This is a genomic window from Methylococcus capsulatus str. Texas = ATCC 19069, from assembly GCF_000424685.1.
GTDB classification, from domain to species: domain Bacteria; phylum Pseudomonadota; class Gammaproteobacteria; order Methylococcales; family Methylococcaceae; genus Methylococcus; species Methylococcus capsulatus.
The window spans coordinates 179132-204095 of sequence record NZ_AUKJ01000016.1; the positions used below are offsets into that span (position 1 = coordinate 179132).

A 24964-nucleotide genomic window follows, 5' to 3' on the forward strand; every position below is an offset into this window, starting at 1 on the left:
GGGCCGATACTTGCTTGTTCTCCTGTCCTTCGCCGGGCTGGGCGGCCCGGCGGTCGTCCCGGCCGATGAAGCGCAGGAATGGGGGCTCGAGGCGGCGCGCCTCCGCCAGTACGATCAAGCGATCGCTCGCTGGCGGGTGCTGGCCGAACGGGGCGACGCCGAGGCGCAGTACCGCCTGGGGGCGATGTTCCAGAACGGTCGCGGTGTGCCGCAAGACCATGCGCAGGCCTTGCGATGGTTCCGAGCCGCGGCGGGACAGGGGCAGGTCCGCGCGCAGTTCGAACTAGGGCTGATGTACGAGAAGGGCCTGGGCGTACGCCCCGATCCGGTTCAAGCCCGGAGCTGGTATGAAAAAGCCGCAGCGCAGCATCACGCGATGGCGTACAGGCGGCTGGAGGCCATGCCGACCCCGGCGCCAAGCGTTGATTCCACCGCCGAACGCAGGCATCGAGAGAAGGACACGCCCCTTCACCGCGCCGCCCGGCGCGGCGATGCCGGTGCCGTACGGGAGTTGCTGGCGCGGGGTGCCGAGATCGATGCCTTGGACGACAAAGGCCGCACGCCCTACCGGCTGGCGCTGGAAGCCGGACATCCGGAGATCGCCCGTTGGCTGGCGGCTGCCGGTGCCGACCGGCACCGGAGTGCGGCGGGCATCCAGGGGGAGCCCGAAAAACGGCCCAGGCACCCGCCGTCCCGTTTGAGTTCGAAAGACGGCATCGACGGCTATCCCGGCTGGCCGGCACTCACGGTGGCCGCCTGGCGAGGGCACGCTTCGACGGTCGAAACGCTGCTCGCAAGAGGCGCCGATGTCGCCGCCAGGGCTCCGGACGGTCATACCCCGTTGACCCGCGCTGCCTGGAACGGCCATGCCGGGATCGTGAAAATCCTGCTGGCTCATGGGGCGGAAGCCGATGTTGCGACGCCGGACGGCCGGACGGCCCTGATGTGGGCCGCCCGCGAAGGGCATGGCGAAGTGGTCGAGGTGCTGGCGGCCGCCGGGGCGAGGCTCGACGCGACCGACGGAGACGGAAACACCGCGCTCTCATGGGCGGCGCAGCGCGGCAAGGCCACGACCGTGCGGGTCCTGTGCAGTCTGGGTGCAGCCACCGGCGTGGCGCGGAAGGATGGCAGGACCCCGATCATGCTGGCGGCCCTCGGCGGGCATCCGGAAAGCGTCGAGGTCCTGCTGGCGGCTTCGGCCGATCCGAATGCAACCGACGCGGACGGCCATACCGCTTTGTGGCATGCCGTCGACGGCGGGCATTCCGGGATCGTCGAGATATTGCTGGCTCACGGAGCCGCCGTCGATCGCGACCGGGCGCCCGGTCATGACGCCCTGGCTCGCGCTGCCTGGAAGGGCGATGAAAAGACCGCCGGGCGACTGCTGGCGTACGGCGCTCGCGTGGACGCGCCGAGCGGGGATGGCAACACTGCCCTGGCCGTGGCCGCAGGCCGCGGACACGCCGGCGTGGTTCGTCTGCTCCTGAGGAAGGGCGCGAATCCCGACCGCCGGAACAGGCGGAACATGACGGCGCTGATGCTGGCGGCACAAGCCGGTCACAGTGAAACCGTCGCGGCACTGCTGGAAGCCGGCGCCGATCCGACCCTCCGCAACGGCCACAGGCACACTGCCGTCTCGCTGGCCCGGGCCGGGGGCCATGAAGACTGCGTCAAAATTCTCGAAAAACACCGGGTCGGCCGTAGGACGCTGCTCGGTTTTCTGTGGTAGCGTCCGCCGCAGGGCCGCCCCGCTCGCATCTGCCCGATCGGTTCGCTTGGCCCGTGGGGCCGCATTTCGCCGTACGGTTTCGTACCAGGCCTGGGCGCGTCGGATGTTCGACCGGATTCCGGACCGTTCGCACAGAAGCAGCCGGACCTGCATCGCAAGGACGACGATGACGCTTTCCGGAGACAGCGCCCGGCCAGTCCCGCGTTGGCGGCCGGACGCCGTGTGCCAACGGCTCCGAGGGTTCCCGTTCGCAACCATCCCGCAGATTTGATCCATATCAAGAATCCGGCGCCAGGGGGTGTTTCCTACCGGCGACGAGAGTCCCCGACAAAAGCCTTCGGTCGATCGTAACCGTATGTGTCACATGAGAAATATTTTATGGCACAAATATTGTTTGGCTCTAATGAGCGAGGAAACGGAGAGGCCCGACGGACCCTTTGTTTTCAGCGTTTCGGTACGGAAGGGGTGCCGGGACGGTGGGAGTACCGGACGGCTTCTTCCCTCGTAGTATCGACCAACAAGCAAGAGGTTCGGGTCATGACGAAAAAACTTGGGATTTTCCGATCTGCGAATACTACGGCCGAGGGGCCTTGGTCCAGGCACGCCCTGTCCCTGGCGGTGGTCATGGTTGCGACCGGGAGCGTCCCGGGCGAGTCTTTTGCGGCGCTGACTTATGCCGGCAACTGCCAGATGTGTCACGGCGCCTACGACAGTGGGTCGGGGGCCACGGCCGGCGGGATGGCGCCCGCGTTGAAGGGAGCGAAGAAGAACGCCTCGGCCACCCGGGCGGCGATCGCCGCTGGTGGCACCATGGGGACGATGGGCGCCTCCTGGTCCGACGCCGATCTGAACGCGGTGGCACTGGAGATAGGAGGGGCGGCGGATCTCGGTGCCCCCACCCCCGCTCCGACGGCCACGCCAACACCTGCGCCGACGGCCACGCCAACACCCGCGCCGAGTGCGACGCCTGCTCCCACCACGACGCCGGCTCCCACCGCCACGCCGGCGCCGACCGGCACACCGGTTCCCACGCCCAAGCCATCGCCGACGCCAGCGCCCACGGCAACTCCCCGTCCTTCCCCGACGCCCGCGCCCTGTGCGGATGAGGCGAGGCCGGAGATCGACACCATCCCGTCGCCGTGGGATGCCAACGCAGGCAAGGAACTCCGGTTCACGGTCAGCGCCCTGGACTGCGACGACGACTCCCTGACCATCAAAGCCAAAGGACTGCCTTCGGGAGCCACCCTGACCCAGGAGTTCGAACCGGACGTCCGCAAACAGATCGCCACGGTTAGCTGGACGCCCGGGCCGGAGGCCGTGGGCACGGTTCACACGGTGGTGTTCGTGGCTGTCGACAAAGACGGCAACGGCCACAAGAAGTCGGTGTCGATACCGCGCTGGACCGCCATCCGGGTATGGCCGGCCAACACGACGCCGGAAGCGGGGGCCGTCGAGGTCGTGGCGATTCAGCGTGCTCAGTGGTCAGCCGGTCAGAGCCAGCTCCTTCTGACGGGACGCATCAAATTCAGCCGGATTCTGACCAAGTCCGAGCGCCAGTCGCTGGTTGCCGACCCTGTCGTCATCACCGACGCCACCACGCATGAAGTCATCGGCCAGGCCAACGCCAGCGTATCCGGCAAGTGGTCGGCACGAATCCCCCTGGATGGCGGGAAAGTGCCATGCTCCGTAGCGGTCGATTTCCATGGCGAGATGGGATCGCGCCCCGTCAAGCGCGCTCCGTCGCAGTGCAATTGATCGAAAAAAGTGAAGGAACCTACTTTCGCTGCTTCATTTGTTGACTACATTTGTTTCTAGCGTTGCAGGCTCTTGGTCAGCCTGGAATGTTAGAGTTTTCTGATTTGTTGCTCAAGAAGGGTCACCGCTCCGAAAAGATCGTTTCGAAGCGTGATGAGCAACTTGACAGGGGGGCCGGCCTCGAGCCGGGCGACTTTTCATGACATGTAACTTGGGGTTTATTTATGAATGAGACATTGGCTCGTTCCGGCGGGAAACCGGTCGGAATTCGCAACAAGGCGTTATGGTTGGCCGTGGTGGTGGCCGGGGCGGGGAGCGTTTCCACCGACGCATCGGCCGCAGCGACTTACGGCGGCAGTTGTCAGGGATGCCACGGCGCCATCACCGCCAGCGGAACGGCGGGAGGCTATGGACCCGCGCTGACGGGCTCCAAGCGTAATGCTTCCGCCACCAAGGCGGCCATTGCCAAGGTCGGCGCGATGAACAGCCTGAGCAACCTGACCAACGCCGACTTGAATTCCATCGCCCTGGAAATAGGCGGTGCGGCGGATCTGCCGGTGGCGACACCCACGCCGACGCCCACTCCGGCCCCGACGCCCACTCCGGCTCCGACGGCCACTCCGGCTCCGACGGCCACTCCGGCTCCGACGGCCACCCCGGCCCCGACGGCCACCCCGGCTCCGACGCCCACGCCCTGTGGGGATGAGTCGGAGCCTGAACTCGATACCATTCCGTCACCGTGGGACGCCAATGTCGGCAAGGAACTCAGGTTCACCGTGAGCGCCCTCGATTGCGACGATGATTCGCTGGTGATCAAGGCCAAGGGGCTGCCGACGGGGGCAAAGATGACCCAAGGGTTCGATGTGAACACCCGGAAGCAGGTGGCCACCATCACCTGGACGCCGGGTCCGGAAGCCGCCGGCAGGATCTACCATGTGACATTCACGGCGGTGGAGTCGGAAGTCAGTGCAAAGCGTTCGTGGAAAGGGGAGAAAGAGCACGAGGACGAGAACCATTCGTCACAGTCCCGTTCCACCGACATCCGCGTCTGGCCGGCGAACACCACGCCGGAAGCCGGAGCCGTGGAGGCCGTCGTCATCCAACAGGCGCAATGGCAGCCTTACAGGGAGGCAGGCAAGCTCGCGGTAAACGGCTCCATCAAGTTCAGCAAGCTGCTGAGCACCGCCGAACGCGCCGCCTTGCTGGCCCATCCCGTCATCATCCGGGCCGACAGTACTCAGGAGATCATCGGACAGGTGACCGCAAGCTCCTCCGGCAAGTGGTCGGCCAATCTTCCGTTGGCCAACACCGCCGTCCCCTGTGCGGTGGATGTCGAGTTCCTGAGCGACACCGCTTCCCGGCCGGTGAAGCGCGCGCCATCGCAATGCAAATAAGGAGCGACATCGGATGAACGGGTTCGAATGGACTTGAAGGGGAGAACCCGTTCAGGCTCCTCCCCGCGAGGGGAGGGGCGTTTTCGACAACCTCTCGTTGAACTTCTTTTATTGGCAGCGTCCATTCGATATCGGCCCACTCATCAGGTGGGAAATTTGAATCGGCGGACGTTGGATACGTTATCGCTCTGGAGATACTGCAGGGAACGGTGGTATCCAAGGATTTCCGAGGACGGGATGGCGTAGAAGGGCGCCATCGGGAAAGGAGCGGTATTTTCTGTGGCATGAAACTTGGGAGTTTTGCTATGAACGTAAAATTGAACAAAGCCGTAACCAAGCCAGCGGGGTATCGATTCAGGACCCTGTCCCTGGCAGTGGTCATTGCCGCGAGTGGCGGTTTTTCCTCCGAAACCTTTGCCGCGGCGACTTATGCCGGAAGCTGCCAGGGGTGTCATGGCGCTTACGACAGTGCCAAGGGCGCGACGGCCGGCGGCTATGGTCCGGCTCTGTCCGGCTCCAAGAAGAACGCATCAGCCACCAAGGCGGCCATTGCCAGCGTCAGCGCGATGAACAGCTTGAGCAATCTCAGCGATGCTGACCTGAATGCCATCGCGACGGAAATCGGTGGGGCTGCCGACCTGCCGGTCGCGACTCCCACTCCTACACCTACGCCGACTCCGGCGCCGACCGTGACTCCGGCTCCGACCGTGACTCCGGCTCCGACGTCCAGCCCCGCTCCTACCCCCAGCCCGGCTCCGACGGCCTCCCCGGCCCCCACCTCGACGCCGGCGCCGACGTCCACGCCTGCTCCGACGACCCGCCCAGCGCCGTTCCCCATCGGCTGTCTGCTGCAGTCCAGGCCGGAACTCGATACCATCCCGACCGGCTGGAACGTTCAGGTCGGAAAAATCCTGAAGATCATCTTGAGCGCTCTCGACTGCGATGACGACACAGCCACCATCAAAGGGGTGAAACTGCCGAAAGGGGCGAAACTGACCCAGGCATTCGACGCGGAGAGCCGCAAGCAGGTCGCCACACTCACCTGGGTGCCCAAGGCCGAGGATGCGGGTAAGACCTTCGACCTGGGCTTCCAGGCGGTCACCCTGGACCATGCGGGGCACGAGAGCGATGCTTCCGATCCGCGTTGGACCAACGTGACTGTTCAGCCCGCGCCCAGCGACGTGCCCGATGTCGAATCGATCCGGGCGCTGATCATCCAAAAGGCGCAATGGTTGGCCGATCAGAGCGAACTCATCCTGTCGGGGCGCATCAAGTTCGACAGGCAGCTGAGCAAATCCGAGCGCGAAGCGCTGGTGGCCGATCCTGTCACACTGGTGGACGGTGCGACGGACGCCGTGATCGGAGAAGTGCTGGCCGACGTGCACGGCAAATGGCTGGCGAAGATTCCCCTGGCCGAGGGAGCCGTCCCCTGCACGGTGAAAGTCCAGTTCCAGGATCAGACGGCGGTTCGTTCGGTGAAGCGCGTACCGCAGTGCAAGTAGCGATCGCGGGCGACGATAAGGGTTGATCAGCCCTGTCAGGTCCCCCGGTGCCGGTCGGCGCCGGGGGCCGTTCCGACTTTTCGCAGGTCGGTGCACCCCGGCATCGAGGGGGGTCTCGTGAGATTTCTCGGGAAACTTCCCGAACTGGTATATCTGTGCGACCTTAAGCCGGTATGCCCAAAGTAAGCCTGCTGAAAAAATTCTTCCGTTTCGTCTTCGTAGGCGGACTGGCCACGGCCTTGCAGTATGTGATGCTCGTCGCACTGGTCAGTCTCTGGCAGTGGCAGGTGACCCTTGCCTCTTCGTTGGGTTTCACGGCCAGTGCCGTTGTAAACTACTGGCTGAATTACAAATTGACGTTCAAGGCCAAGAACGGCCATCGCGTCGCTGTATTCCGGTTTGCCGTCACGGCCGGGATGGGACTGTTGCTAAACGGCGCCATCGTTCAGCTCGGAATCACTTACACGCATCTTCCTTACCTCTGGTCACAGATTGCGGCGACCGTCGCCGTGCTGTTCTGGAATTTCGTTGGCAGCCTCAAATGGACGTATGCGCCGCCGGTTCGAAAATCCGCCTGACTTGAAAATCCAAGGATCTGCCATGCGCACACTCGGTATCGTCGTACCCTGTTTCAATGAAGAAGAAGCATTGCCGGAAACCACCAGACGGCTCGCCGCAGTGCTGCATGACCTCCAAGAGAAAGGCAAAATCGGGCCGGATTCGCGGGTGTATTTCGTCGATGACGGCAGCAGGGATGGCACCTGGCAGAGCATTCGCGGTCTGGCGGAGACTTATGGTTTCGTCCGCGGGATGAAGCTGTCCAGAAACCAGGGGCATCAGAGTGCCCTGCTGGCAGGATTGATGCATGCAAGAGGGGATTGTCTCGTCAGCATAGACGCCGATCTTCAGGACGACCTGACCGCCATCGAGTCCATGCTCGATGCCCACGCCGCCGGCGCCGACATCGTCTACGGGGTCCGCAAGAACCGGAAAACGGATTCGTTGTTCAAGCGCTGGAGTGCCGAATGGTATTACCGTGCGCTGGCGCTGATGGGCGTGGAAGTGGTGTTCAACCACGCCGACTATCGCTTGATGAGCAGGCGCGCCATCGATGCGCTGAGGGAGTTCGGCGAGGTCAACCTGTTCCTGCGCGGGATCATCCCGAAGCTCGGCTTCAACACCGCGACCGTGTATTACGACCGGGCGGAGCGCGTCGCCGGGGAGTCCAAATATCCTTTGCGGAAAATGCTGGGTCTCGCCCTTCAGGGCGTCACCTCGTTTTCGGTGTTTCCGCTGCGCGTGATCACCTTCCTCGGTTTTCTCATTTCCGCCGTCAGTTTCCTGGTGGTCTGCTGGGTGCTGTGGGTGCGTTTCGTGGCGGGCGAGGCCGTGCCAGGCTGGTCGTCGATCCTGCTGCCAATGAGCCTGCTCGGCGGCATTCAACTGCTGAGCCTCGGTGTCATCGGCGAGTACCTCGGCAAGATTTACCTGGAGACCAAGCGCAGGCCTCGCTATTTCATCCAGGAGGTCGTGGCGCGCGACAGCCAGGAGCCGGGGGGCTGACCCGACTCTTCAATTCTTCCATCCCGGAACCGAAAAATATACGGCGTCGGCAAAACCCTGCGGAACGTGTATGGCGGTGTTGTCGGGATAGAACACCACGAACCAGAGAACGGCCGCCGCGACGATGAATTTCGCGGCCATCCGATCGACTTTTTCGCTGCTCACCAGATTGCCGCCGAGCCAGCGGGCGAGAATGATGCACAGTATCGGCACCGCCGGTGCATAGTGGTAGAAGAACATGATCCTGGGCGACAGGGTCCATGGCAGCCAGAGCATGAAATAGACAAGGATCATGAACGCCACGGGCCAGCTCCGGTACCATTCCATCTTGAGGATTGCGGCGGCGACGGCATAAAGCCCGCCATAAAGGATCACCGAGTTTCCCAGGTTGTAAATATTGGCGATTTTTCCGGGCACCGAATAATCGACGTACATCCATACCGGGCGGAGGTTGAGTATCCACTGCCAGGGTTGCGAATGCGCGGCATGGGTGGCTTTCAGTCCGGTATGGTAGAACCACATCTGCCGGAACAGTTCGATGAATTCCGGCCAACGGTAGCCCAGAGCGAAGTACTGCAGGTAGGACGACAGATAGATCGCAATGGGCAGGAGCCCCAGCGCCACGGGCATGTTGAGGCAGGCCGCAAGGGGAGGCAGGCGCCGGTTACGGACCGCCGTCACGCCGAGATCGACGGCCAGGACCAGAAACACGTAGAGCGTGGTCCATTTGGTCGCGAGCGCAAGGCCGAGTGCCATTCCGGTGAAATACAGCCAGCGCATCGAGGTCTCGTCTCTTTTCCAGCGGACGTAGCCGATCAAGGCCGTCAACATGAAAAAGATGAAGTAGATATCGTTCATCGCGATGCGGGACTGGCTGAGGAGGAGGCCGTCGAGGCTCATCAGCGCGCCGGTCAGGACAGCGACGGGGAGGGAGCCGAACAGCTCGAAAGCCAGCGCGGCGGCGGCAAGGGTGGCGAGGGTCCCGAAAATGACGGAGCCGATGCGCCAGCCAAACGCGTTCTCCCCGAAGACCGACATCATTCCGGCCATGATCAGCTTGGACAGGGGCGGGTGCGTCCACTCATACGCCTTCCCCGGCGGCGACTTCGCCCAGGGGTCGTAGGCGTTCCGGTCGCCGTGCAGGACGACGGTCGCCGTGAAGCCGTGATAGACCTCGTCGAAATAGAAGTCCTGCGGGTATTCGAGGCGGGCGATTTTCGTGAAAAAGCCGAACAGGACGATGGCGGCGAACAGGGTGAGAATCTTCTTGTCCGCCAGGAGGCTGCCGAAAAAACCGGTGTCCTTGTTTACTCCAGCCGTTGGAGCGGAATTCCCTGCGAATGCGGTCGTCATTGCACTGCTGTTCATCGATGGAGGTCGTCCGGGTGGATAGGGGCGGTGGGGTCAGAAATCCCAGCGGTATCCCACGTTGACATAATAGCCTTTGGTATCGCGTTCGTTGAGCGCTAGGGGCTTGGTCATGTATTCGAACCCTCCCTCCAGCTCGAAGTACAGTCCGTCGACCACGCGGTAGTTGAAGCGCGTGCCGGGACGGACCCGCCAGACGTCGGGGCCGTCGAAGCCGGTGAAGTAGTCGATCCTCAACCTGGGATCGATGCGGATGTCCGGGGTGACAGGATAATGCGCGTCCACGAATCCGGACAGGATGTCGTCGATCTGTTGCGTCATGTAGCGGAGGCCGAAATTCCAGACATCGTTGTCGGTCAACAGGCGGTTGGTGATGATCTGGCCGAAATAGGAGACCTGGGTGCCCGAGCCCTGGTAGGCGGAGACCCAGGGAGAGCCCTTGGTCGCCGACAGATTGGAGACGGTGATGTCGGCGTTGATCTGGGTATCGGGGGTGATCGGCGTGATGGCGCTGAGGCTGAGGTATTTGAACGTCGGGGTATTGTCCGCCGCCAGCGTCTTGAGGTCGATGGTGTCCTGATAGCGCAGGATGTCGCTGACCGAGTCCACGCCGTAGCCGGTGCCGGGACCATAGCCCGATCCCCAGCCGATGAGCGCGTTGCTGGTGCTGAGGTAAGGCGTTTTCCGGTAGTCGGCCGTCAGGGTGAGGATGGCGCCGTTTTCGAAGTTCCAGTTCGTGACCACTTGAGCCGTATTCAGCGCGTTGAAGTGGACATCGTAGTCGAACAGGGTGAAAACGGGATGGACCGGATGCTGGTAGCGGCCTTCGCCGCCTATGGCCCGCCTGCCCAGCAGGCCGTCGACGGTCTGGTTGATGAAGAACACATTGCCCGCCCAGTAGTCCGCGAACGGCCCGAATTCCAGGGAGGCGCCTTCGAACGAGGTATTGGTGTTGGGCGCGGTGGAACGATACGGTAGAACCGGGAAGCCGCCGATGACTGTGGCCTGCCACTGGGGCGCGAAGCGGTAGCTGAGCACCCCGCCGTCGAAACGGCCCATGGCGCCGCCGCTGCTGCGCGATTGGCGTCCGATGCGGCCGGAAATCCGGGTTTCCTTGTCCACGAAGTCGACGAAGGCGTTGGCGACCCGGAACTGGTTGTTCTCGTCGTAGACCACTTTCAGGAAGTTCTGGCGGTAGCGGGCGTCGAACTGGGTCCGGATGTCGAAGCGTTCGGTGCGCAGACGGCTGGTGAAATCCAGCACGGTGAGGAACAGCGACTGGTCGACGTATTCGCCCTGGTTGTCGGTGAGCAACGCATCGCGGAAATAGTACTGGCCGAAGCTGCCGTAACTCTCCCAGCCGCGCTCGGCGACCGGGGGGGACGACAGCGGTGTCAGTTTCTCCTTGGGCCGCTGCCCGGCGCTGTTCAGCGCGTCCAGTCTTTTCTTGACGCGCTCGGCTCCTTCGCCCTCGGGATAGAGCTGCAGGTACTTCTCGTATTCGGACTTGGCGCGGAAGGACTGGCCGTTGCGCTCGCGCGCCACGCCCACCATCTCCTGGGCCTCCCGGTGATAGCTCGCATCGGCTTGCTGTAGCAGCTTGGTGTAGAGGGCCACGGCGGCGGGCCAGTCTTCCTCGATCATGCACCGGCGCGCGGCCTCCTGCAGTTCGGCGGGCGGTGACTTGGCGCGCAGGCCGGAGGCGCAGGTACCGCCGGCCCCTCGGACGGGCTTGGCTTTGCTGGCCGTCGTGGCGTGCTCTCTGTCCTCCGGTTCTGCAAGCTCCACGTCGATTCCCTGGGCATCTTCGCCCGGCCTGACATGGAACCGGACGACGCGATTGAAACGCAGCGTCAGGAAGTCCCCGCCGGGCTTGGTTTCATATTCGACTTCGGTCAGCGGCACCTCCGCGGTTGCCGTCCAAGGCAGTGCGCTCCGCTGCGGCAGGGGGCTCTGCGGCATGGCGGGTGACGTGCGGTTGACCCGGATGCGCAGGGTGTCGCCGGATTCCGTGGGCGAGTGCCGCACATAGTTGACCGGCTCCGCCATGCGGATGTGGATGACCGGCTGCGATGACGAATGGTCGACGTCCAATCCCTCAATGAAGCCCTGGGCCGCCGTGGCGGAAAACACCGCCGTCGCCAGCGCCCCGAATATCGCGCCCAGGGCGGTCCTGGCGCGTGCCGTCGTGCACGGTATCGGTCTCGACATGAACGGCTACCGCGTGAACACCGGAAGGAACGAATGCGTATTCAGATGGCACTGGCTGCAATCCGGCGCTACGTTCGGCTGCGGGTGGGGAGGGGCTGGCCTGGCGGTGATGCCGTAGATGTTTCCCGCTTCGTGGCAGCGCTGGCAGCCATGGGTGATGTTGGCGCCGGTGTGGTCCATCCGTGCGCCGGCGAAGGTACGGAATTGTGCGGGGTTGTGGCAGGTTTCACAGGGTGTCGCGGGTACCGGGATGTGGTTGCGGGGCTGGCCGATGGCGAGCACGTTGTTGTGGCAGCGGGCGCAGCCGGACGCGATGCCCTCGTGATTCATCCTGACCGCCGACCAGGCAGCAGTCGAAACATGGCAGGTCTCACAGGCCTGACCGGTCGGAATATGGTTGGCCGGCTTGCCGGCAACCGTGACGTTGTTATGGCATCGGCCGCATCCCGCCGAAACGCCCACATGGTCGAAGCGCGCGCCGGCCCAGGCGATCGTGGAGCGGTGGCAGGTCTCGCAAGGGGCGTTGGTGGGGATGTGGTTGGGCGGCTTGCCGGGTGCGAAGACGTTGTTGTGGCAGCTGGCGCAATTGTTGACGATACCGGCGTGGTTCATGTTGACGAGCTGCCAGCTCACGTTCGGGAGGAAGTCGTTGTGGCAGACGTCGCAATCCTCCGTGGTCGGGATGTGGTTGGGTGATTTCTTGGACGCCTCGATATCGGTCGCCAGTTGATGGCAGCCGATGCAGCGGCGCGGTGTGCCCTTGAAGATGCCGCGGACGTGGCACTGTTCGCAGGTCAGATGTTCATGCGCGCCCCGCAGCGGGAAGCCGGTGTTCAGGTGCTCGAAATCCTTCGGCGTGGCCGGCCGGTCGGCCGCGGCTGCCGGTACGGACAGCATTCCCGCCAGAACCAGAAGGATCAGGGCGAGCAATCGGAACGGCGAAGTCGTGCGGGAGGCTGAAGGTTTCACTGGCTTCTCCTTGCATCATCGGCGGGACGCCGAGGGGGCGCGATGGAATGCGGCGTCATCTGAGGCGCTGCTTCAGTTGGTTGAACCCTTGCGGCGTATGGCAGCGGCCGCATTCCCTGCCGTAGGCGCCGCGGTGCGGTTCGTCCTTTGCGTGACAGCCATGGCAATCGGCGGATAGCGCGATTGGGCCGTCGGCAGCCGCCGGACGTTTGTGGCAACCCGTGCAGACCAGCCTTTCGTGCTTGCCTTCGAGCGGAAAGCCGGTTTCCTTGCCGTGGTCGAAATTCCAGAGACGCCAGCCGTTCGGCGTGTGGCAGCGCTCGCAGTTGCGGCCCAGGGCCTCGCCATGTGGATCGTCCTTCCGGTGGCACGACACGCACTGGGTCTCCGCGTCCTGGAAGCTCGCGCCCAGGTGGCACTCGGCGCAGGGCGTGATGGTGTGCAGACCGGTGAGCGGGAATCGGGTCAGGTCGTGGCTGAAGGCGACGCCGACGCGCCACCCCCGGTCTGTATGGCATTTTTCGCAGGCATCCCCTTCCTGATTCTTGTGGGGATCGTTTTTCTCGTGGCACGAGACGCAGTTGAGGCTGAGTTTGTCCTCGAACATCGCGCCTTTGTGGCAGCTGCCGCAGGCGACGCTGGCGTGGCTGTTGCGCAGCGGGAACCGCGTCTGGGCGTGATCGAACGTGGTCTTCGCCCAGCCCAGCGGGGTGTGGCAGTCGTCACAGCGCCGGCCGCGTCGGCCTTCGTGCTCGTCGTCTTTTTCGTGGCAGCTCACGCATGCCGTCGCCGGCTTGTCCCGGAATGGATCGGCCTTGTGGCAGCTTTCGCAGGAAACCTTGTCGTGTTTGCCCGTCAACGGGAAGCTGGTATCACGCCGGTGGTCGAACTTCGGCCGGGTCCATTTCGTCGTTTCATGGCACTTGTCGCACTGTCGGCCCATGTGGCCGGCATGGATGTCGTTGATTCCATGGCAGGCGTAACAGTTCCTGGCTGTCTCCTTGAAGCGACGGTCGGGATGGCAGTTGCCGCAGGCGACGTCTTTGTGGCTGGCCGTCAGGGGGAACCGTGTCTTCGCATGGTCGAACTTCAGCTCTCTCCAGCCGGCTTCGCTGTGGCAGTCGGTGCACTTGTCGCCCAGCCGGCCTTCGTGAGGCTCGTCGTCCTTGTGGCAGACGGAGCATTGGTGCGAGGCATCGCGGTATTTGTTGCCGCTCCCATGGCAGCGCGCGCACTCGACCTTCAGGTGTTCGCCTTTCAGCAGGAAATCGGTGTTCCGGTGGTCGAAGGTTTCCTTGTCCAGCCCCATGATGTCGAAGCGCCGTCCCTTGTGCTCACCATGGCAGTCTTTGCATTTCCTCTCTTCCATGTTTTTCAGCCGTCCGTGGAATCCCGTGCCAGCCTCGATGTCCGCGGCCTGCTCCTCGTGGCAGGCCAGGCATGAGGCATTGGATACGGTTTGTGCGGGCTGATCGTGGCACTTCTGGCACTGTCGTTCGTACTTGGCATGCCCAGAGACCAGCTCGCCGGGCATGACCAGCGAACTGAGGGTGTTCGCGGCTGCCGGCGACGGCAACAAGGCCGATGCCGTTCCCGTCAGGACGGCGAGCAAAAAGGCGGGGAGGAAAGCTCTCATGACCATGAAGCCGCCCAAGCAGGATGCGTTCCAGCGGCTGGCCGTCGCCGGCAGGCGCGGGCCCGGAACATCGCCGCCGTTCGGGAGCCGCCACCGAACCGTCAAGGGATCGTCACGAGCGCATAACTTTTGATCCTTAGGCTTCCGCCGGAGAGGTGCCCGGTGCAACGCGCCTGTCGGCATCCCCGTCTGAATTTCACGATCCGGTGGAGCATGAAGCATTTCGAAGACTGGTCCCGGTTGGCGCGATGTGGCGTCCTGTCATTTCTGGCCTGGACGGCTGGCTGTGCGAGCCAGCCCGGGGGCGGGACGTCGCCCGCTGCGGCGACCGTTCCGGCCGCCGAGCTGCGGCTGTCCGAATTCTTCAAGCTGCCCGTGGGACCGCGGGGACTCGAGCCCACGGACAAGCTCCGCGGACTCGCGGGCAAGCGGGTTCGCGTCCACGGCTATCTGGTCCAGGAGGAGGAGCCATTGCCGGGCCTCGTCATGCTGACGCCTGTCCCCGTCACCCTGGCCGAATTGGCGGACGGTCCGGCCGATTATCTGCCGCCGGCCACGCTGTTCGCGCACGTGTCCGGCGACAATGCGGACAGGACACTGGCATACCGTCCCGGTCTCTGGACGCTGACGGGGACGCTGGAACTGGGCAGCCGGGAGGAGCCGAACGGGCGCGTTTCCTATGCGCGCCTGAATCTAGACGGCATCGATCCGATCAGGGCACCGGACGGCTCGGCGCCGGTCTTCGTGGAACCGGCGGTCGTGACGCATGGCCATCATCACTGAAGGGGCGTGCCGGGCTTGAATTCGGCGGGGCCGGAATGGAATGGGGCCCCGGCGTGTGTGCAGTCGTGACCTTGAAAAAAAACTTTTCCTGACTACCGGAGTTTCCCGATGAGAGATGACAAGTCCTTGAACCGCATGTCGCTGACTGCGCTCGCGGCAGCCTCGGCGATTTCCGCGGGCGTCGAAGCGGCCCCCACGATATCGCGTCTCACGCCGCCCAGTGAATTGTTCAGGACGGGCAGCGCCGACCCGATCGTTTCCCGCTTCGTCGTCGGGCAGAAGTTCGACCTGCAGGCCACCGTCCGTCCCGACACCGGCAAGACCATCACTTCGGTGGTCTTCAAAGTCGATGGCCAGATCGTGGCGACCGTGACGCCTTCCACGGGCGGCAAGACCAGCATGGTTCCGGCGACCGCCATCACCGATGTGAGTCCGAATGCGGTGGCCGCATCGGTGCGGGGCTACTCGAATTCCAGAGCCGGTATCCGCACGCTGACCGTGACCGCCACCCAGAGCGACGACAAGACGGTGACCGCGACCGGGAACTTTGAAATCGTCCCTCTCACATGGGGCGGCGTGAAGGTCAAGAACGTCATCATCATGCTCGGCGACGGCATGGGCGCGGGTCACCGCGCCGCGGCCCGCATCATGCAATACGGCGTGGCGCAGGGTAAGGTCAAGGGCAGGCTGGCGATGGACACCTTTCCGGTCACCGCCAGCATCATGACCGCCTCGCTCAATTCCATCGTGACCGACTCGGCCCCCGGGATGCAGAACTACGTGACTGGCAACAAGGCCAACAACAATCAGGAAGGCGTATTCCCGGACGACACCACGGCGAATTTCGACAACCCGCGGGTCGAATACCTGTCCGAGTTCCTGGCCCGCGGCCAGGGCAAGAAACTGGGCATCGTCACCACGGCGGACGTATTCGACGCCACGCCGGCATCCATGGCGGTCCATACCCAGAACCGCGGGGCTGGAACCGGCATCGTCGACCAGTTCTTCGACGACAGGGCGAACACCGGCCTGACCGTGCTGATGGGCGGAGGTCGCAAATGGTTCCTGCCCAATCCGACCACCTGCAATGGCGGCGCTCCCGTCTGTGGCGACGCGGGCGGTGTGGCGAACTTCAACGGTTCCGCCCGCAGCAACGGCAGCGATTACGTGCTGCCCGCCGACATCGTCGCCGGCTGGGGCGCGGCGCCCGGGGCCCTGGATCCGGGCCGCGATCTGATCGCCGATTTCCAGGCCGCCGGCTGGAACTATGTCTACGACAGCGCGAGCCTCAGTGCCGCGGGCGCGAACCGGCCGCTGCTGGGGCTGTTCTCGCTGTCCAACATGAACGTGGCCCTGGACAAGCTCGGCAAACGCCGGGGTACCTCCACTGTCGTGGACGATTACGGCTTCCCGGACCAGCCGATGCTGGAGGAAATGACCGAAAAGGCACTGCAAGTGCTCGACGCCAACAGCCCGCGGGGCTTCGTACTGATGGTGGAGGGTGCGTCCATCGACAAGCAGGCCCATAACATGGACACCGAGCGCTTCATCCTCGACACGATCGAGTTCGACAAGTCGGTGGCCGTGGCCAAGGAATACGCCCGGACTCATCCCGGCACCCTGGTTTTGGTCACCGCCGATCACGAGTGCGCGGGGGTCGCGGTCATCGGCGGCTCACGCGTGACCGACGACGAACTGCAAGCCCGGATCGCGAAGGGTGAAGGGGCCACCCAGGTCCGCAACGGCGTGGTCGGCACTTACGAGGCGGCGGGTTTTCCGCACTATCCCATTTCCGGAACCGACGGCTACCCCAGTGACACCGATCCGGACAAGAAAATGCTGATCGGCTATGCCGCCAATGCCGACCGTTACGAGGACTGGCGTACCAATGCGCAGCCATTGCGCGACAGCCAGCAGCCGGGTAACGCCGTGGCTCCCTTGAACGCCTATCCGGGAAGCCCGATGGAACGAGACACCGCCGGCAATTTCCTGGTCACCGGACAGATTGCGGATGCCGTCGCGGCCCACACCGGCAACGACGTTCCGCTCTCGGCCTGTGGTCGTGGTGCATCGCTGATGGGTGGCACCATGGACAATACCGACGTGTTCTTTCAGTTGGTGCAGGCCACGGTCGGCGGTGTCGCTCCCGGTTCCATGGCGACGACCAGTTGCAAATAGCCCGGGCTCTGCCCGAGACCACGGATCCCGGGGAATGGAATCCCCGAGGTCTCCCTTCGGCCCTGCCGGCGAGCGGGAACTCCCTCGTGACGCTATAATTACGATGGAGTCGGCCAGACAGCCGCTGTCCTCGAAGGGGATGGAGGAAAGTCCGGGCTCCACAGGGCAGGGTGCCAGGTAACGCCTGGGGGGCGCGAGCCCACGGAAAGTGCCACAGAAAATATACCGCCCCGGTGCGTCCGGGGTAAGGGTGAAAAGGTGCGGTAAGAGCGCACCGCGCTGGCGGTAACGCCAAGCGGCAGGGTAAACCCCATCCGGAGCAAGACCAAATAGGGGGGCATTGGGTTCGCCCAGACGTGCGGCCCGCACGGCTCCCGGGTAGGTCGCTCGAGACGTACGGTGACGTATGTCCCAGATGAATGGCTGTCCACGACAGAACCCGGCTTACCGGCCGACTCTTCTTCCTAGTCGATCCGTCGGAGGATCGCATCGAGGGCGCGTGTGGGAAGCACGCGCTTCAACGTCGCGAACAGATAGGTGGGGAAGGTCACGTAATAGCGGGCCTTCGGCCTTCTGCTTTCGAGCGCATGGATCACGCGTTTGAGCACCGCTTCCGGCCCGGCGGTGAACGGGGCCGCAGCGCCCCCCTGTTCCAGCCTCGCCTCCATGGTCCGGTAGCGTTCCCGGTGCACGCTGGCTTCGGCGTCGATGTTGCGCTTGTACAGATCATGGGCATGGGCGCGGAATTCGCTCGCGATCGGTCCGGGCTCTATCAGGCAGACATGGATGCCGCTGCCGGCCAGTTCCATCCGCAGCGTGTCGGTGAGCCCTTCCAGCGCGAACTTGCTGGCATTGTAGGCCCCGCGCCAGGGCATGGCGGCGAAGCCCAGCACCGAGCTGTTCTGGAGGATACGCCCCTCGCCCTGGCGGCGCATGATGGGGATGACGAGGCGGGTCAGTTCGTGGGTGCCGAACAGGTTGGTTTCGAATTGGGCGCGCAGCACCTCCCGGCTGAGGTCCTCCACCGCGCCGGGCTGACCGAAGGCACCGTTGTTGAACAGCGCGTACAGCTTGCCACCCGTCGCCCCCAGGACCTCCTCGAACGCAGTATGGACGGATGTGGAACATGCCAGGTCGAGCTGCACGGCTTCCAGCCCTTTCGCCTGCAGCAGGGCAACATCGGCGGTTTTGCGGGCGCTGGCGAACACCCGGTAGCCGCGCGCCTTGAGTCCGAGCGTGGTGCACAGGCCGATGCCGGAGGAGCAGCCAGTGATGAGGATGGTGCGGGGGGATTGGGAGCGGTCTTGCATGGCTCGGATTCTATCGTACATCGACCGCCGAATGATGTTTTCTGCGTCTTGTGGGGGAGGGGGGCGTGGGCTAGACTCGGCTTGGATGGAACTATCCGGAAGACCCATGAAGACTGCCGCCTCCCTGTTTTCGCCGCTCGTCCTGCCGCTCGTCCTCGCCGGCTGTACCAAGGATGCCGTTTCGCCGCCGCAGGCGCCGACCGTGGCGAACTACAAGCCGGACTATCGCCAGGGCATGTACACCTACAGTATGTACTGTTCGCGCTGCCATGATACGGGGGCGGGGGGAGCGCCGATATTGGACGACGTCGACGAATGGGAGTCCCGCGGCATCCTCTGGCCTTCGCTCATGCAGGACCATGTCCGTGACGGTTTTCTCCACATGCCGTCCATGGGACAGGCCGGCTTGTCGGAGCAGAACATCGCGGATGCGATCTATTTCATGACGGTCAAGATCGAGGCCGCCAAGTAGGCGGACGGCGGGTCGTTATGGACCTGTGCGGCAGCTCGGGAGGCCGAGAATGATGCAAAGACTCGAATGTCGGCCGCTGTTCCGCGCCGGAGCCGGGTGGGGACTGGCTCTGTTCGTCGGTCTGGCGTCGGGATGTGCCTCCAGTCCGGTTCCAGAATCGCTGCGCCGGCAGGCGGCTTTACAGCCGAGCAGTTTCGTCGAGCTCAAGTCGCACGCCGCTGCGTACCGGGACCGCATGGTGATCCTGGGCGGCGACATCGTTCAAACCCGCCATCTCGGCAAGACCTCGGAGATCGAAGTCGTCCAGAAGGCGCTCGACAGCGCCGACCGACCGGAGCAGAGCGACAGCTCCGGCGGCCGGTTTCTGGCCGAGTGCCCTTATTTCGTCGATCCTACGATTTACGAAAAGGACCGGGAACTGACGGTAGCCGGGAAGGTGCTCGGGGAACGTTCCCAGAAGCTCGACGAAGCCGAATACAACTACCTGGTGGTCGGCTGCGACTACCTGTACCTGTGGCCCCAGCGCCAGCCGGTCGGCTATTACCCCTATCCGTACGGCTGGTATGGCTGGTACGGCTGGGGATGGCCGTATTACTACTATCCCTATCCGTTCTACTACCCGTACTATCCGGGGCCGGCGCACGCTCACGGCAAGCACCGATGACGATCACTCGCCGATGATTTTGACCAGAGCGCGCTTTTTGCGGCGGCCGTCGAATTCGCCGTAGAAGATCTGCTCCCATGGGCCGAAATCCAGTCGCCCCGCGGTGACGGCGACCACCACTTCGCGCCCCATGATCTGCCGCTTCATATGGGCGTCGGCGTTGTCCTCGCCGGTGTCGTTGTGGCGGTACTGGCGGATCGGCTCGTGGGGAGCGAGTTTTTCCAGCCACTGGGTGTAGTCGTGATGCAGGCCGGATTCATCATCGTTGATGAACACGCTGGCGGTGATATGCATGGCGTTGACCAGTACCAGGCCCTCGCGCACCCCGCTTTCGCGCAGGCAATCTTCGACCTGCCGGGTGATGTTCACGAAGCCGACACGGTTCGGCACGTTGAACCAGAGTTCCTTGCGGTAGCTTTTCATGCGGTCTCCTCGAGTGTTTTGGCGAAGGGTCGAATCTTAACCGTTTCCCCCTCTTCCAGACGATATCATGCGGTTTTGGCCACATCGAAGGGAGAGGACCGGTGGAACTGAAAAGCGTCTGTGTCTATTGCGGCTCGAGTGTCGGGGAGCGGCCGGAATACCTCGGCGAGGCCCGCAGGTTCGGGAGGCTGCTGGCGGAGCGCGGTATCCGCCTGGTTTATGGCGGAGCCAGTGTAGGGTTGATGGGCGCAGTCGCCGACGCGGCTCTCGCCGCCGGCGGGGAAGTGATCGGCGTGATCCCCCAGGCTCTGGTCGCCAGGGAAATCGCTCATTCCGGACTGACGGAACTGCGAGTGACCGCCTCCATGCACGAACGCAAGGCACGGATGGCCGAGCTGTCGGATGGCTTCGTTGCCCTGCCCGGTGGCATCGGCACCTTCGAGGAACTGTTCGAGGCCTGGACCTGGGCTCAGCTCGGTATACACCACAAGCCCTGCGCCTTGCTGAACGTCGCCGGCTACTACGACCGGCTGGTGGCGTTCCTGGAGCACGCGGCGGCCGAGGGTTTCATGCGGCGCCTGCACCGTTCCATGCTGCTGGTGGCGCGGCAGCCGGAAGAGTTGCTCGAAATCTTCGCGGCCTATCGTCCGCCCGAGGTGGAAACCTGGGTGCGGGCCGATGAGACTTGAAAGGCACTGCCCATTGGAACGGCGTATCGAATCATCAATAATTCGACTTCCCCCAATCGAGGAGCCGTCCGCATGCATATCCGACCCGTCCCGATCACCTGCGCCGTACTGGCCGCGTCCACCGTATTCGCCGGAGAACCGTCCGCCCCGCTGACGGGCGACGAGCTCGATGCCCGACACGGCGCGAAGGTCTACCGCTCGGCCTGCGCCGGCTGCCACGACCATGGGAAGGACGGGGCGCCGAGGCTGGATCGGCCGGAGAGCTGGAAAAGCCGTTCTTTCGAGTCCTTCTCTGTCATGGAGAACCACGCCCGCGGCGGATTCCTCAAGATGCCGCCGAAGGGCCGCCGCCCGCTGCTGTCCGATCGCGATGTCGCCGATGCGGTGTTCTACATGACCCAGCGGCTCGAGGGAGGGGAAACGGCCATGCCGTCCCCGGCGAAGGAGCCGAGCGCACAGCGGCTGGACGAGGTGGCGAAGCGCGGCGCGCGGGTCATGCCCTTCGATCTGGACAAGACCATCCACGTCTTCAGCAAGATGGCGCAAGGCGGTATCCAGCAGGTCGTGGCGAAGCAAGGGACGGACGCCGAGCAGATCCGCCTGATCCGCCAGCATCTCGCCGAAATCGCCGGGAAGTTTTCCCGCGGCGATTTTTCCGCGCCCACACGCATACACGGTGAAGACATGCCTGGTCTGGCCGAGCTGAAGCGTGCCGCTCCCGGAAGTCTGAAGGTCAAGTACAGCATCCTGGAGCAGGGGGCGCAGATCGAATATTCGGCAGAGGATCCCGCCTTGGTCGAAGCGCTTCACCGTTGGTTCGATGCCCAGTCGAGCGACCACTCCGGGCACACAATGGAGGGCCACGGCGGGCATCATCCCCATTGAAACAGCCTGGCGATTCAATGGTCTGCCAGCCGGCGGTCCTGGCGCAACGTCCCCCCGGCTCTCCTTCATTCCTGCATTTGCTGGCGGTGATTGGGAGCGGCACGAAAATCGGTGGAGAGTCGCTACCGTGACGATGGATTGAATCGGCCTTCCGCACCCGAAGGGGCTTCCACCCCTGGATCGCCTGGCCGCTCCCCGGGGCGCCCCTTCGGGCCGTTTCCGGTGAAAGCCTGGCTGCTCGGGCTCGGCATACGGGGATCTCTGCTACCCGAACGTCGATTACGAAAGCTTCGGCAGGGACGTTGCCTCAGAAGCTGATGGTGATGCTTCCGCGTAGCATCCGGGGTTCCACCGGGTGGATAGTCTTGCCTTCCACGCCTTCCGGCGGCTGGTTCTGCAGACGGTACTGGTAGTAGTAGGCGATGTCGTTGGCCCGGGAGTCGAAGATGTTGAACAGATCCAGCTGCAGTTTGACGTTCTCCTCCTGCCAGCCCAGGCCGAAGTTGACCAGGGTGGTGTCGCCCAGAAACACCGTTCCCGCCTCGTTGAGTGGCACGTTGCTGAAGTGGCGCAGCCTCAAGGTCGACCAGAATCCGTAGGGCATCTGAACCGTGGCGCCGCTGGTGATGACGTTGCCGACCGAGTTGGGAATGCTGTTGTCGCCGCTGGGCAAATCCGTGTAGTAGGACTTGGTGAAGGCCAGGTCGGCGTCCAGGGTCAGCCAGTCGGTCGCCTGGTAATAGTTGGCCCATTCCACGCCGTAGCGGTTGCCGGGGCCGGTCGGTTCGGTGGTGCCGGCGTCGCCCGTGAACACCAGCTCCGACGCGGTGTGCAGGAACCAGAAGGCCAGGGTGCTGTTGAGCCCGGGGATGTACTGGGTGCGCGCGCCGATTTCCGCGCCTTTCGAGCGTACCATCGGCGTCACGGCATGGACCGGGTCGCCGTTGTTGGGATTCACGCTCTCGACCGCACCACGGGCATCGTTGGAATGAAAACCATAGCCGAGGTTGATGAAGAATTCGGTATCCGCCCAGGGGCCGAACACCATGCTGAGCTTGGGGCTGACCATGCTGGAATTGCGGTTGCCGGAATTCAAGGGTGTCAGTTGGCTGTCGACATTGAACACGAAGATGTCGTTGCGCAGTCCGGCGATGGTTTTGAACTTCTCCATCCAGAAGGTTTCGTTCTTGAAGTACATGCCGATACTGGTCTCGGACACGTTGTCGCGGCTGACGATGTTGAAGACCTTGCGCCACTGGGTATTGGCCAGCTCCAGCCCGCCGATCTGGTCGTGGCGGATCTGAAGACCCACGCTGTTTTCCATGTTGGTGCCGAACAGGTTGTTGAACCAGGTCTGCGAGGCAGTCCCGCCGTAATACCAGCGGTGTTCGCCCTGCAGGATCTGGTCGCCCTGCTGCGGATGCTCCAGAAAATAGGTGAAGTCCGAGTACAGGTCCAAGTCGTAGTAGGCCAGGTACAGGTTGACTTCGCTCTTCGATGACTCGCCCCGATTCCAGAGGTTGGTGGAGAGGCTGTAACGGTTGGTGTTGCCGCCGTCGCTGCGGTTCATGGTGCCGTAGAGGTCGAGCTGATTCTCCAGCACCAGCGCTTCGGGAATCTGGTTGGTAGCGTACCAGCGGGAGTTGTACCCCTTGGCGATCACCGAAAGGCCCCAGTCTTCTTTGTCGATGGTGTAGCGCACCATTCCGTTGAACTGGTTCAGATCCATCGGCCGCTGCCAGGGGCCGTCGTAGAAGTTGACCGAAGCGGCGTAGAGCAGATCGCCCGGCCCCAGCTCGTTGGAATTGGCCGCGACCGTCCGGTAGTAGTTGAATTCGCCGCCGGTGAAATTGACGAAGCCCTGCGGCAGCCGGTGCTTGGTATGCATATAGGCATAGCCGGCGGCGGAAAAATCGCCCATTTCCGCGTAATACGGTCCCTTGCCGTACTCCACCCGGTCCACCAGTTCCGGGATGATGCTGTTGAGGTCCATGTAGCCCTGGCCGTGCGCGTTGGTCGGCAGGTTCATCGGCACCCCGTCGACCCAGGTGGCGAAGTCGGTGCCGTGGTCCAGGTTGAAGCCGCGCAGGAAATACTGGTTGGCCTTGCCGGTGCCGCTGTGTTGCGTGGCCAGCATGCCGGGCACGACCTCGACCAGTTCGCCCACCCGCAGCAGGGGCCGGTACTTGAACTGGTTCTGGCCCACCACCCCTTGAGAGGCCGATTGCGTCAAACCTATCAGGTCGGTCTCGCGCCCTACGACCTCGACCGTTTCGAGGCTGACCGGTTCTTCGATGACTTGCGGGTCATTCTCGTCATCGTCATCTGTTTTCGATCTCGCTCTCGACCTGGCTTTGGCCGTCGATTCGGCCGGTGTCGCCGGCTGTACCCGTATCTCGGACGGTGATTCCGATTCCGGCAGTGCTTCGGCGGGAGGTTGTGGCTGAGGATGGGCAAAACCGGCGCCGGGGCAGGTGGCGCTTAGCGTGCACAATATCGCCCAGACCTTATGGCGGTCTTGCAAGGCGCTGCGAAAAATACGGACGTTTCCGGTTGCAAAGGATCCCGAAGCACGCGACGGAGTGATGACTTTTCTTGCTTGCATGGAGTCTTGTCGTATTGGTCGACTTATTATTATTTCGGAAGCCCCATTGCGCGGAATGGGGGCGATCCGGAGCGCCGGGGTCCGGTACGAAGAGTAATGTGTACCCGACCGGTTCCCCGGAGTCAGGCTGGAGTGGTAATTGGCAGTGAATTATTTGTTGGGCGGGTTGGCGTCCGTTTCTTCCGGAGTCTCGCTCTTCGATTTCATCCATTCCGGTTTCTTGGGGCCAGGGGTGTTCCCGAATGGTCCTTCCTTGCCGCAAGCGGACAAAAATGCGGTTCCAAGGAGGATGACTGCGATTTTCTGGTAGGATTTCATGGTCGACTCGAATGGGTGGAGGAGGTGACGAGGCGCACGCTGCACCGTTTGTCCAGAAACGAAGCGGCGTACGCCGTCGGTTGTCGGTTCGGGACTTTAAAGCTTGCCTTCTTTCTTGTAATACTCGACTTCGTCGCCCACTTCTTTCACCACTTCTTCCAGTGGCGCCACCGCTTCTGTGACTTGACCGGCTTCAAGCGAGTTGATCACCGATTTCAGTCGGCTGCTGGAAAGCTGCATGGGCATGGTGCTCTTTTCCTTGTAGGAATCGATGGCCAGTTTCCTCGCCTTTTTGGCGTTCTCCAGACACAAATCCTTGTTGGATTGCTTTGCGGCTTCCAGTGCCGCCTTGCTGGCGTTGAAAACTTCGACGAGATTGGGCGGGGGGTCCGCATAGCGCCCGCCGGCGAAACTGACGCCGGTTGCCAGTCCCAGAAAGGAAGCGAGCAGGACGCGGCGAAGACCATGATTATTCATTCGAGACTCCTTGAGAGCATTTATTTGTAATAG

General features: G+C 63.3%; 20 protein-coding genes and 1 other RNA gene. 13 read left to right on the top strand and 8 right to left on the bottom strand.

Going from position 1 to position 24964, the window contains the following annotated elements:
• Nucleotides 1-10 precede the first annotated feature (10 nt).
• The 6 genes from H156_RS15715 (at nucleotide 11) to H156_RS0103070 (ending at nucleotide 7943) form a co-directional block, all read left to right on the top strand.
• The gene (locus H156_RS15715; RefSeq protein WP_161625729.1) at nucleotides 11-1729 is read left to right on the top strand and encodes an ankyrin repeat domain-containing protein; all 1719 of its coding nucleotides are present in this window, start codon (nucleotides 11-13) and stop codon (nucleotides 1727-1729) included.
• A gap of 624 nt (nucleotides 1730-2353) precedes the next feature.
• Complete coding sequence (locus tag H156_RS16370; RefSeq protein ID WP_238536803.1) at nucleotides 2354-3484, top strand: c-type cytochrome; 1131 nt, start codon at nucleotides 2354-2356, stop codon at nucleotides 3482-3484.
• 224 nt (nucleotides 3485-3708) lie between these two features.
• Complete coding sequence (locus H156_RS16375; RefSeq protein WP_026597572.1) at nucleotides 3709-4878, top strand: c-type cytochrome; 1170 nt, start codon at nucleotides 3709-3711, stop codon at nucleotides 4876-4878.
• A gap of 305 nt (nucleotides 4879-5183) precedes the next feature.
• The gene (locus H156_RS0103060; RefSeq protein WP_017364230.1) at nucleotides 5184-6380 is read left to right on the top strand and encodes a c-type cytochrome; all 1197 of its coding nucleotides are present in this window, start codon (nucleotides 5184-5186) and stop codon (nucleotides 6378-6380) included.
• 173 nt (nucleotides 6381-6553) lie between these two features.
• Complete coding sequence (locus H156_RS0103065) at nucleotides 6554-6958, top strand: GtrA family protein (RefSeq protein ID WP_017364229.1); 405 nt, start codon at nucleotides 6554-6556, stop codon at nucleotides 6956-6958.
• Between the two features lie 22 nt (nucleotides 6959-6980).
• A complete protein-coding gene (locus H156_RS0103070) occupies nucleotides 6981-7943 on the top strand; it encodes a glycosyltransferase family 2 protein (RefSeq protein WP_036246006.1) in 963 nt (320 codons plus the stop codon).
• 9 nt (nucleotides 7944-7952) lie between these two features.
• Here H156_RS0103070 and H156_RS0103075 read toward each other — a convergent pair whose 3' ends face one another.
• From H156_RS0103075 to H156_RS0103090, 4 genes are read right to left on the bottom strand one after another with little or no spacing between them, the layout of a single operon-like run.
• Nucleotides 7953-9296 carry a phospholipid carrier-dependent glycosyltransferase gene (locus tag H156_RS0103075; protein ID WP_017364227.1) on the bottom strand — a complete coding sequence of 448 codons (1344 nt, stop codon included), beginning with the start codon at nucleotides 9294-9296 and terminating at the stop codon, nucleotides 7953-7955.
• 51 nt (nucleotides 9297-9347) lie between these two features.
• Nucleotides 9348-11522: a tol-pal system YbgF family protein gene (locus tag H156_RS0103080; protein WP_238536782.1), complete on the bottom strand. Its 2175-nt coding sequence runs from the start codon at nucleotides 11520-11522 to the stop codon at nucleotides 9348-9350.
• Nucleotides 11523-11528: 6 nt separating this feature from the next.
• Nucleotides 11529-12491 (bottom strand): cytochrome c3 family protein, encoded by a 963-nt coding sequence (locus tag H156_RS16380; protein WP_154656638.1) that lies wholly within the window; start codon nucleotides 12489-12491, stop codon nucleotides 11529-11531.
• A 55-nt stretch (nucleotides 12492-12546) separates the two neighbouring features.
• Nucleotides 12547-14127: a cytochrome c3 family protein gene (locus tag H156_RS0103090; RefSeq protein WP_036246010.1), complete on the bottom strand. Its 1581-nt coding sequence runs from the start codon at nucleotides 14125-14127 to the stop codon at nucleotides 12547-12549.
• A gap of 213 nt (nucleotides 14128-14340) precedes the next feature.
• Between H156_RS0103090 and H156_RS0103095 the strand changes: the two genes are divergently transcribed.
• The 3 genes from H156_RS0103095 to rnpB all read left to right on the top strand — a co-directional run bounded on the left by H156_RS0103095 (nucleotide 14341) and on the right by rnpB (nucleotide 17551).
• Nucleotides 14341-14910, top strand: a complete 570-nt coding sequence (locus H156_RS0103095) for a hypothetical protein (protein WP_017364223.1) — start codon at nucleotides 14341-14343, stop codon at nucleotides 14908-14910.
• A 108-nt stretch (nucleotides 14911-15018) separates the two neighbouring features.
• Nucleotides 15019-17088, top strand: coding sequence for an alkaline phosphatase (locus H156_RS0103100; RefSeq protein ID WP_010961421.1), 2070 nt, complete (start codon nucleotides 15019-15021; stop codon nucleotides 17086-17088).
• 105 nt (nucleotides 17089-17193) lie between these two features.
• An RNA gene (gene rnpB / locus H156_RS16400) (RNase P RNA component class A) lies at nucleotides 17194-17551 on the top strand.
• A gap of 1 nt (nucleotide 17552) precedes the next feature.
• On the opposite strand, the gene H156_RS0103105 is transcribed toward rnpB, so the two are convergent.
• Nucleotides 17553-18398, bottom strand: a complete 846-nt coding sequence (locus tag H156_RS0103105) for an SDR family oxidoreductase (protein ID WP_017364222.1) — start codon at nucleotides 18396-18398, stop codon at nucleotides 17553-17555.
• Nucleotides 18399-18504: 106 nt separating this feature from the next.
• Here H156_RS0103105 and H156_RS0103110 point away from each other — a divergent pair, with 106 nt between their 5' ends.
• Nucleotides 18505-18870: a c-type cytochrome gene (locus tag H156_RS0103110; RefSeq protein ID WP_017364221.1), complete on the top strand. Its 366-nt coding sequence runs from the start codon at nucleotides 18505-18507 to the stop codon at nucleotides 18868-18870.
• Between the two features lie 49 nt (nucleotides 18871-18919).
• On the top strand, nucleotides 18920-19534 hold the full coding sequence (locus tag H156_RS0103115) for a Slp family lipoprotein (RefSeq protein ID WP_017364220.1): 615 nt from the start codon (nucleotides 18920-18922) through the stop codon (nucleotides 19532-19534).
• A gap of 3 nt (nucleotides 19535-19537) precedes the next feature.
• Here the strand turns inward: H156_RS0103115 and H156_RS0103120 are convergent, their stop codons facing one another.
• On the bottom strand, nucleotides 19538-19957 hold the full coding sequence (locus tag H156_RS0103120) for a secondary thiamine-phosphate synthase enzyme YjbQ (protein ID WP_017364219.1): 420 nt from the start codon (nucleotides 19955-19957) through the stop codon (nucleotides 19538-19540).
• A gap of 101 nt (nucleotides 19958-20058) precedes the next feature.
• On the opposite strand from H156_RS0103120, the gene H156_RS0103125 reads away from it, so the two are divergent.
• Both H156_RS0103125 and H156_RS0103130 read left to right on the top strand, forming a co-directional pair.
• Nucleotides 20059-20646, top strand: a complete 588-nt coding sequence (locus tag H156_RS0103125; RefSeq protein WP_017364218.1) for an LOG family protein — start codon at nucleotides 20059-20061, stop codon at nucleotides 20644-20646.
• A 72-nt stretch (nucleotides 20647-20718) separates the two neighbouring features.
• Nucleotides 20719-21531 (top strand): c-type cytochrome, encoded by an 813-nt coding sequence (locus H156_RS0103130; RefSeq protein ID WP_017364217.1) that lies wholly within the window; start codon nucleotides 20719-20721, stop codon nucleotides 21529-21531.
• A 307-nt stretch (nucleotides 21532-21838) separates the two neighbouring features.
• Here the strand turns inward: H156_RS0103130 and H156_RS0103135 are convergent, their stop codons facing one another.
• Both H156_RS0103135 and H156_RS0103145 read right to left on the bottom strand, forming a co-directional pair.
• Complete coding sequence (locus H156_RS0103135; protein WP_238536781.1) at nucleotides 21839-24055, bottom strand: TonB-dependent receptor; 2217 nt, start codon at nucleotides 24053-24055, stop codon at nucleotides 21839-21841.
• Between the two features lie 495 nt (nucleotides 24056-24550).
• Nucleotides 24551-24931, bottom strand: a complete 381-nt coding sequence (locus H156_RS0103145; RefSeq protein WP_010961412.1) for a hypothetical protein — start codon at nucleotides 24929-24931, stop codon at nucleotides 24551-24553.
• Nucleotides 24932-24964 lie beyond the last annotated feature (33 nt).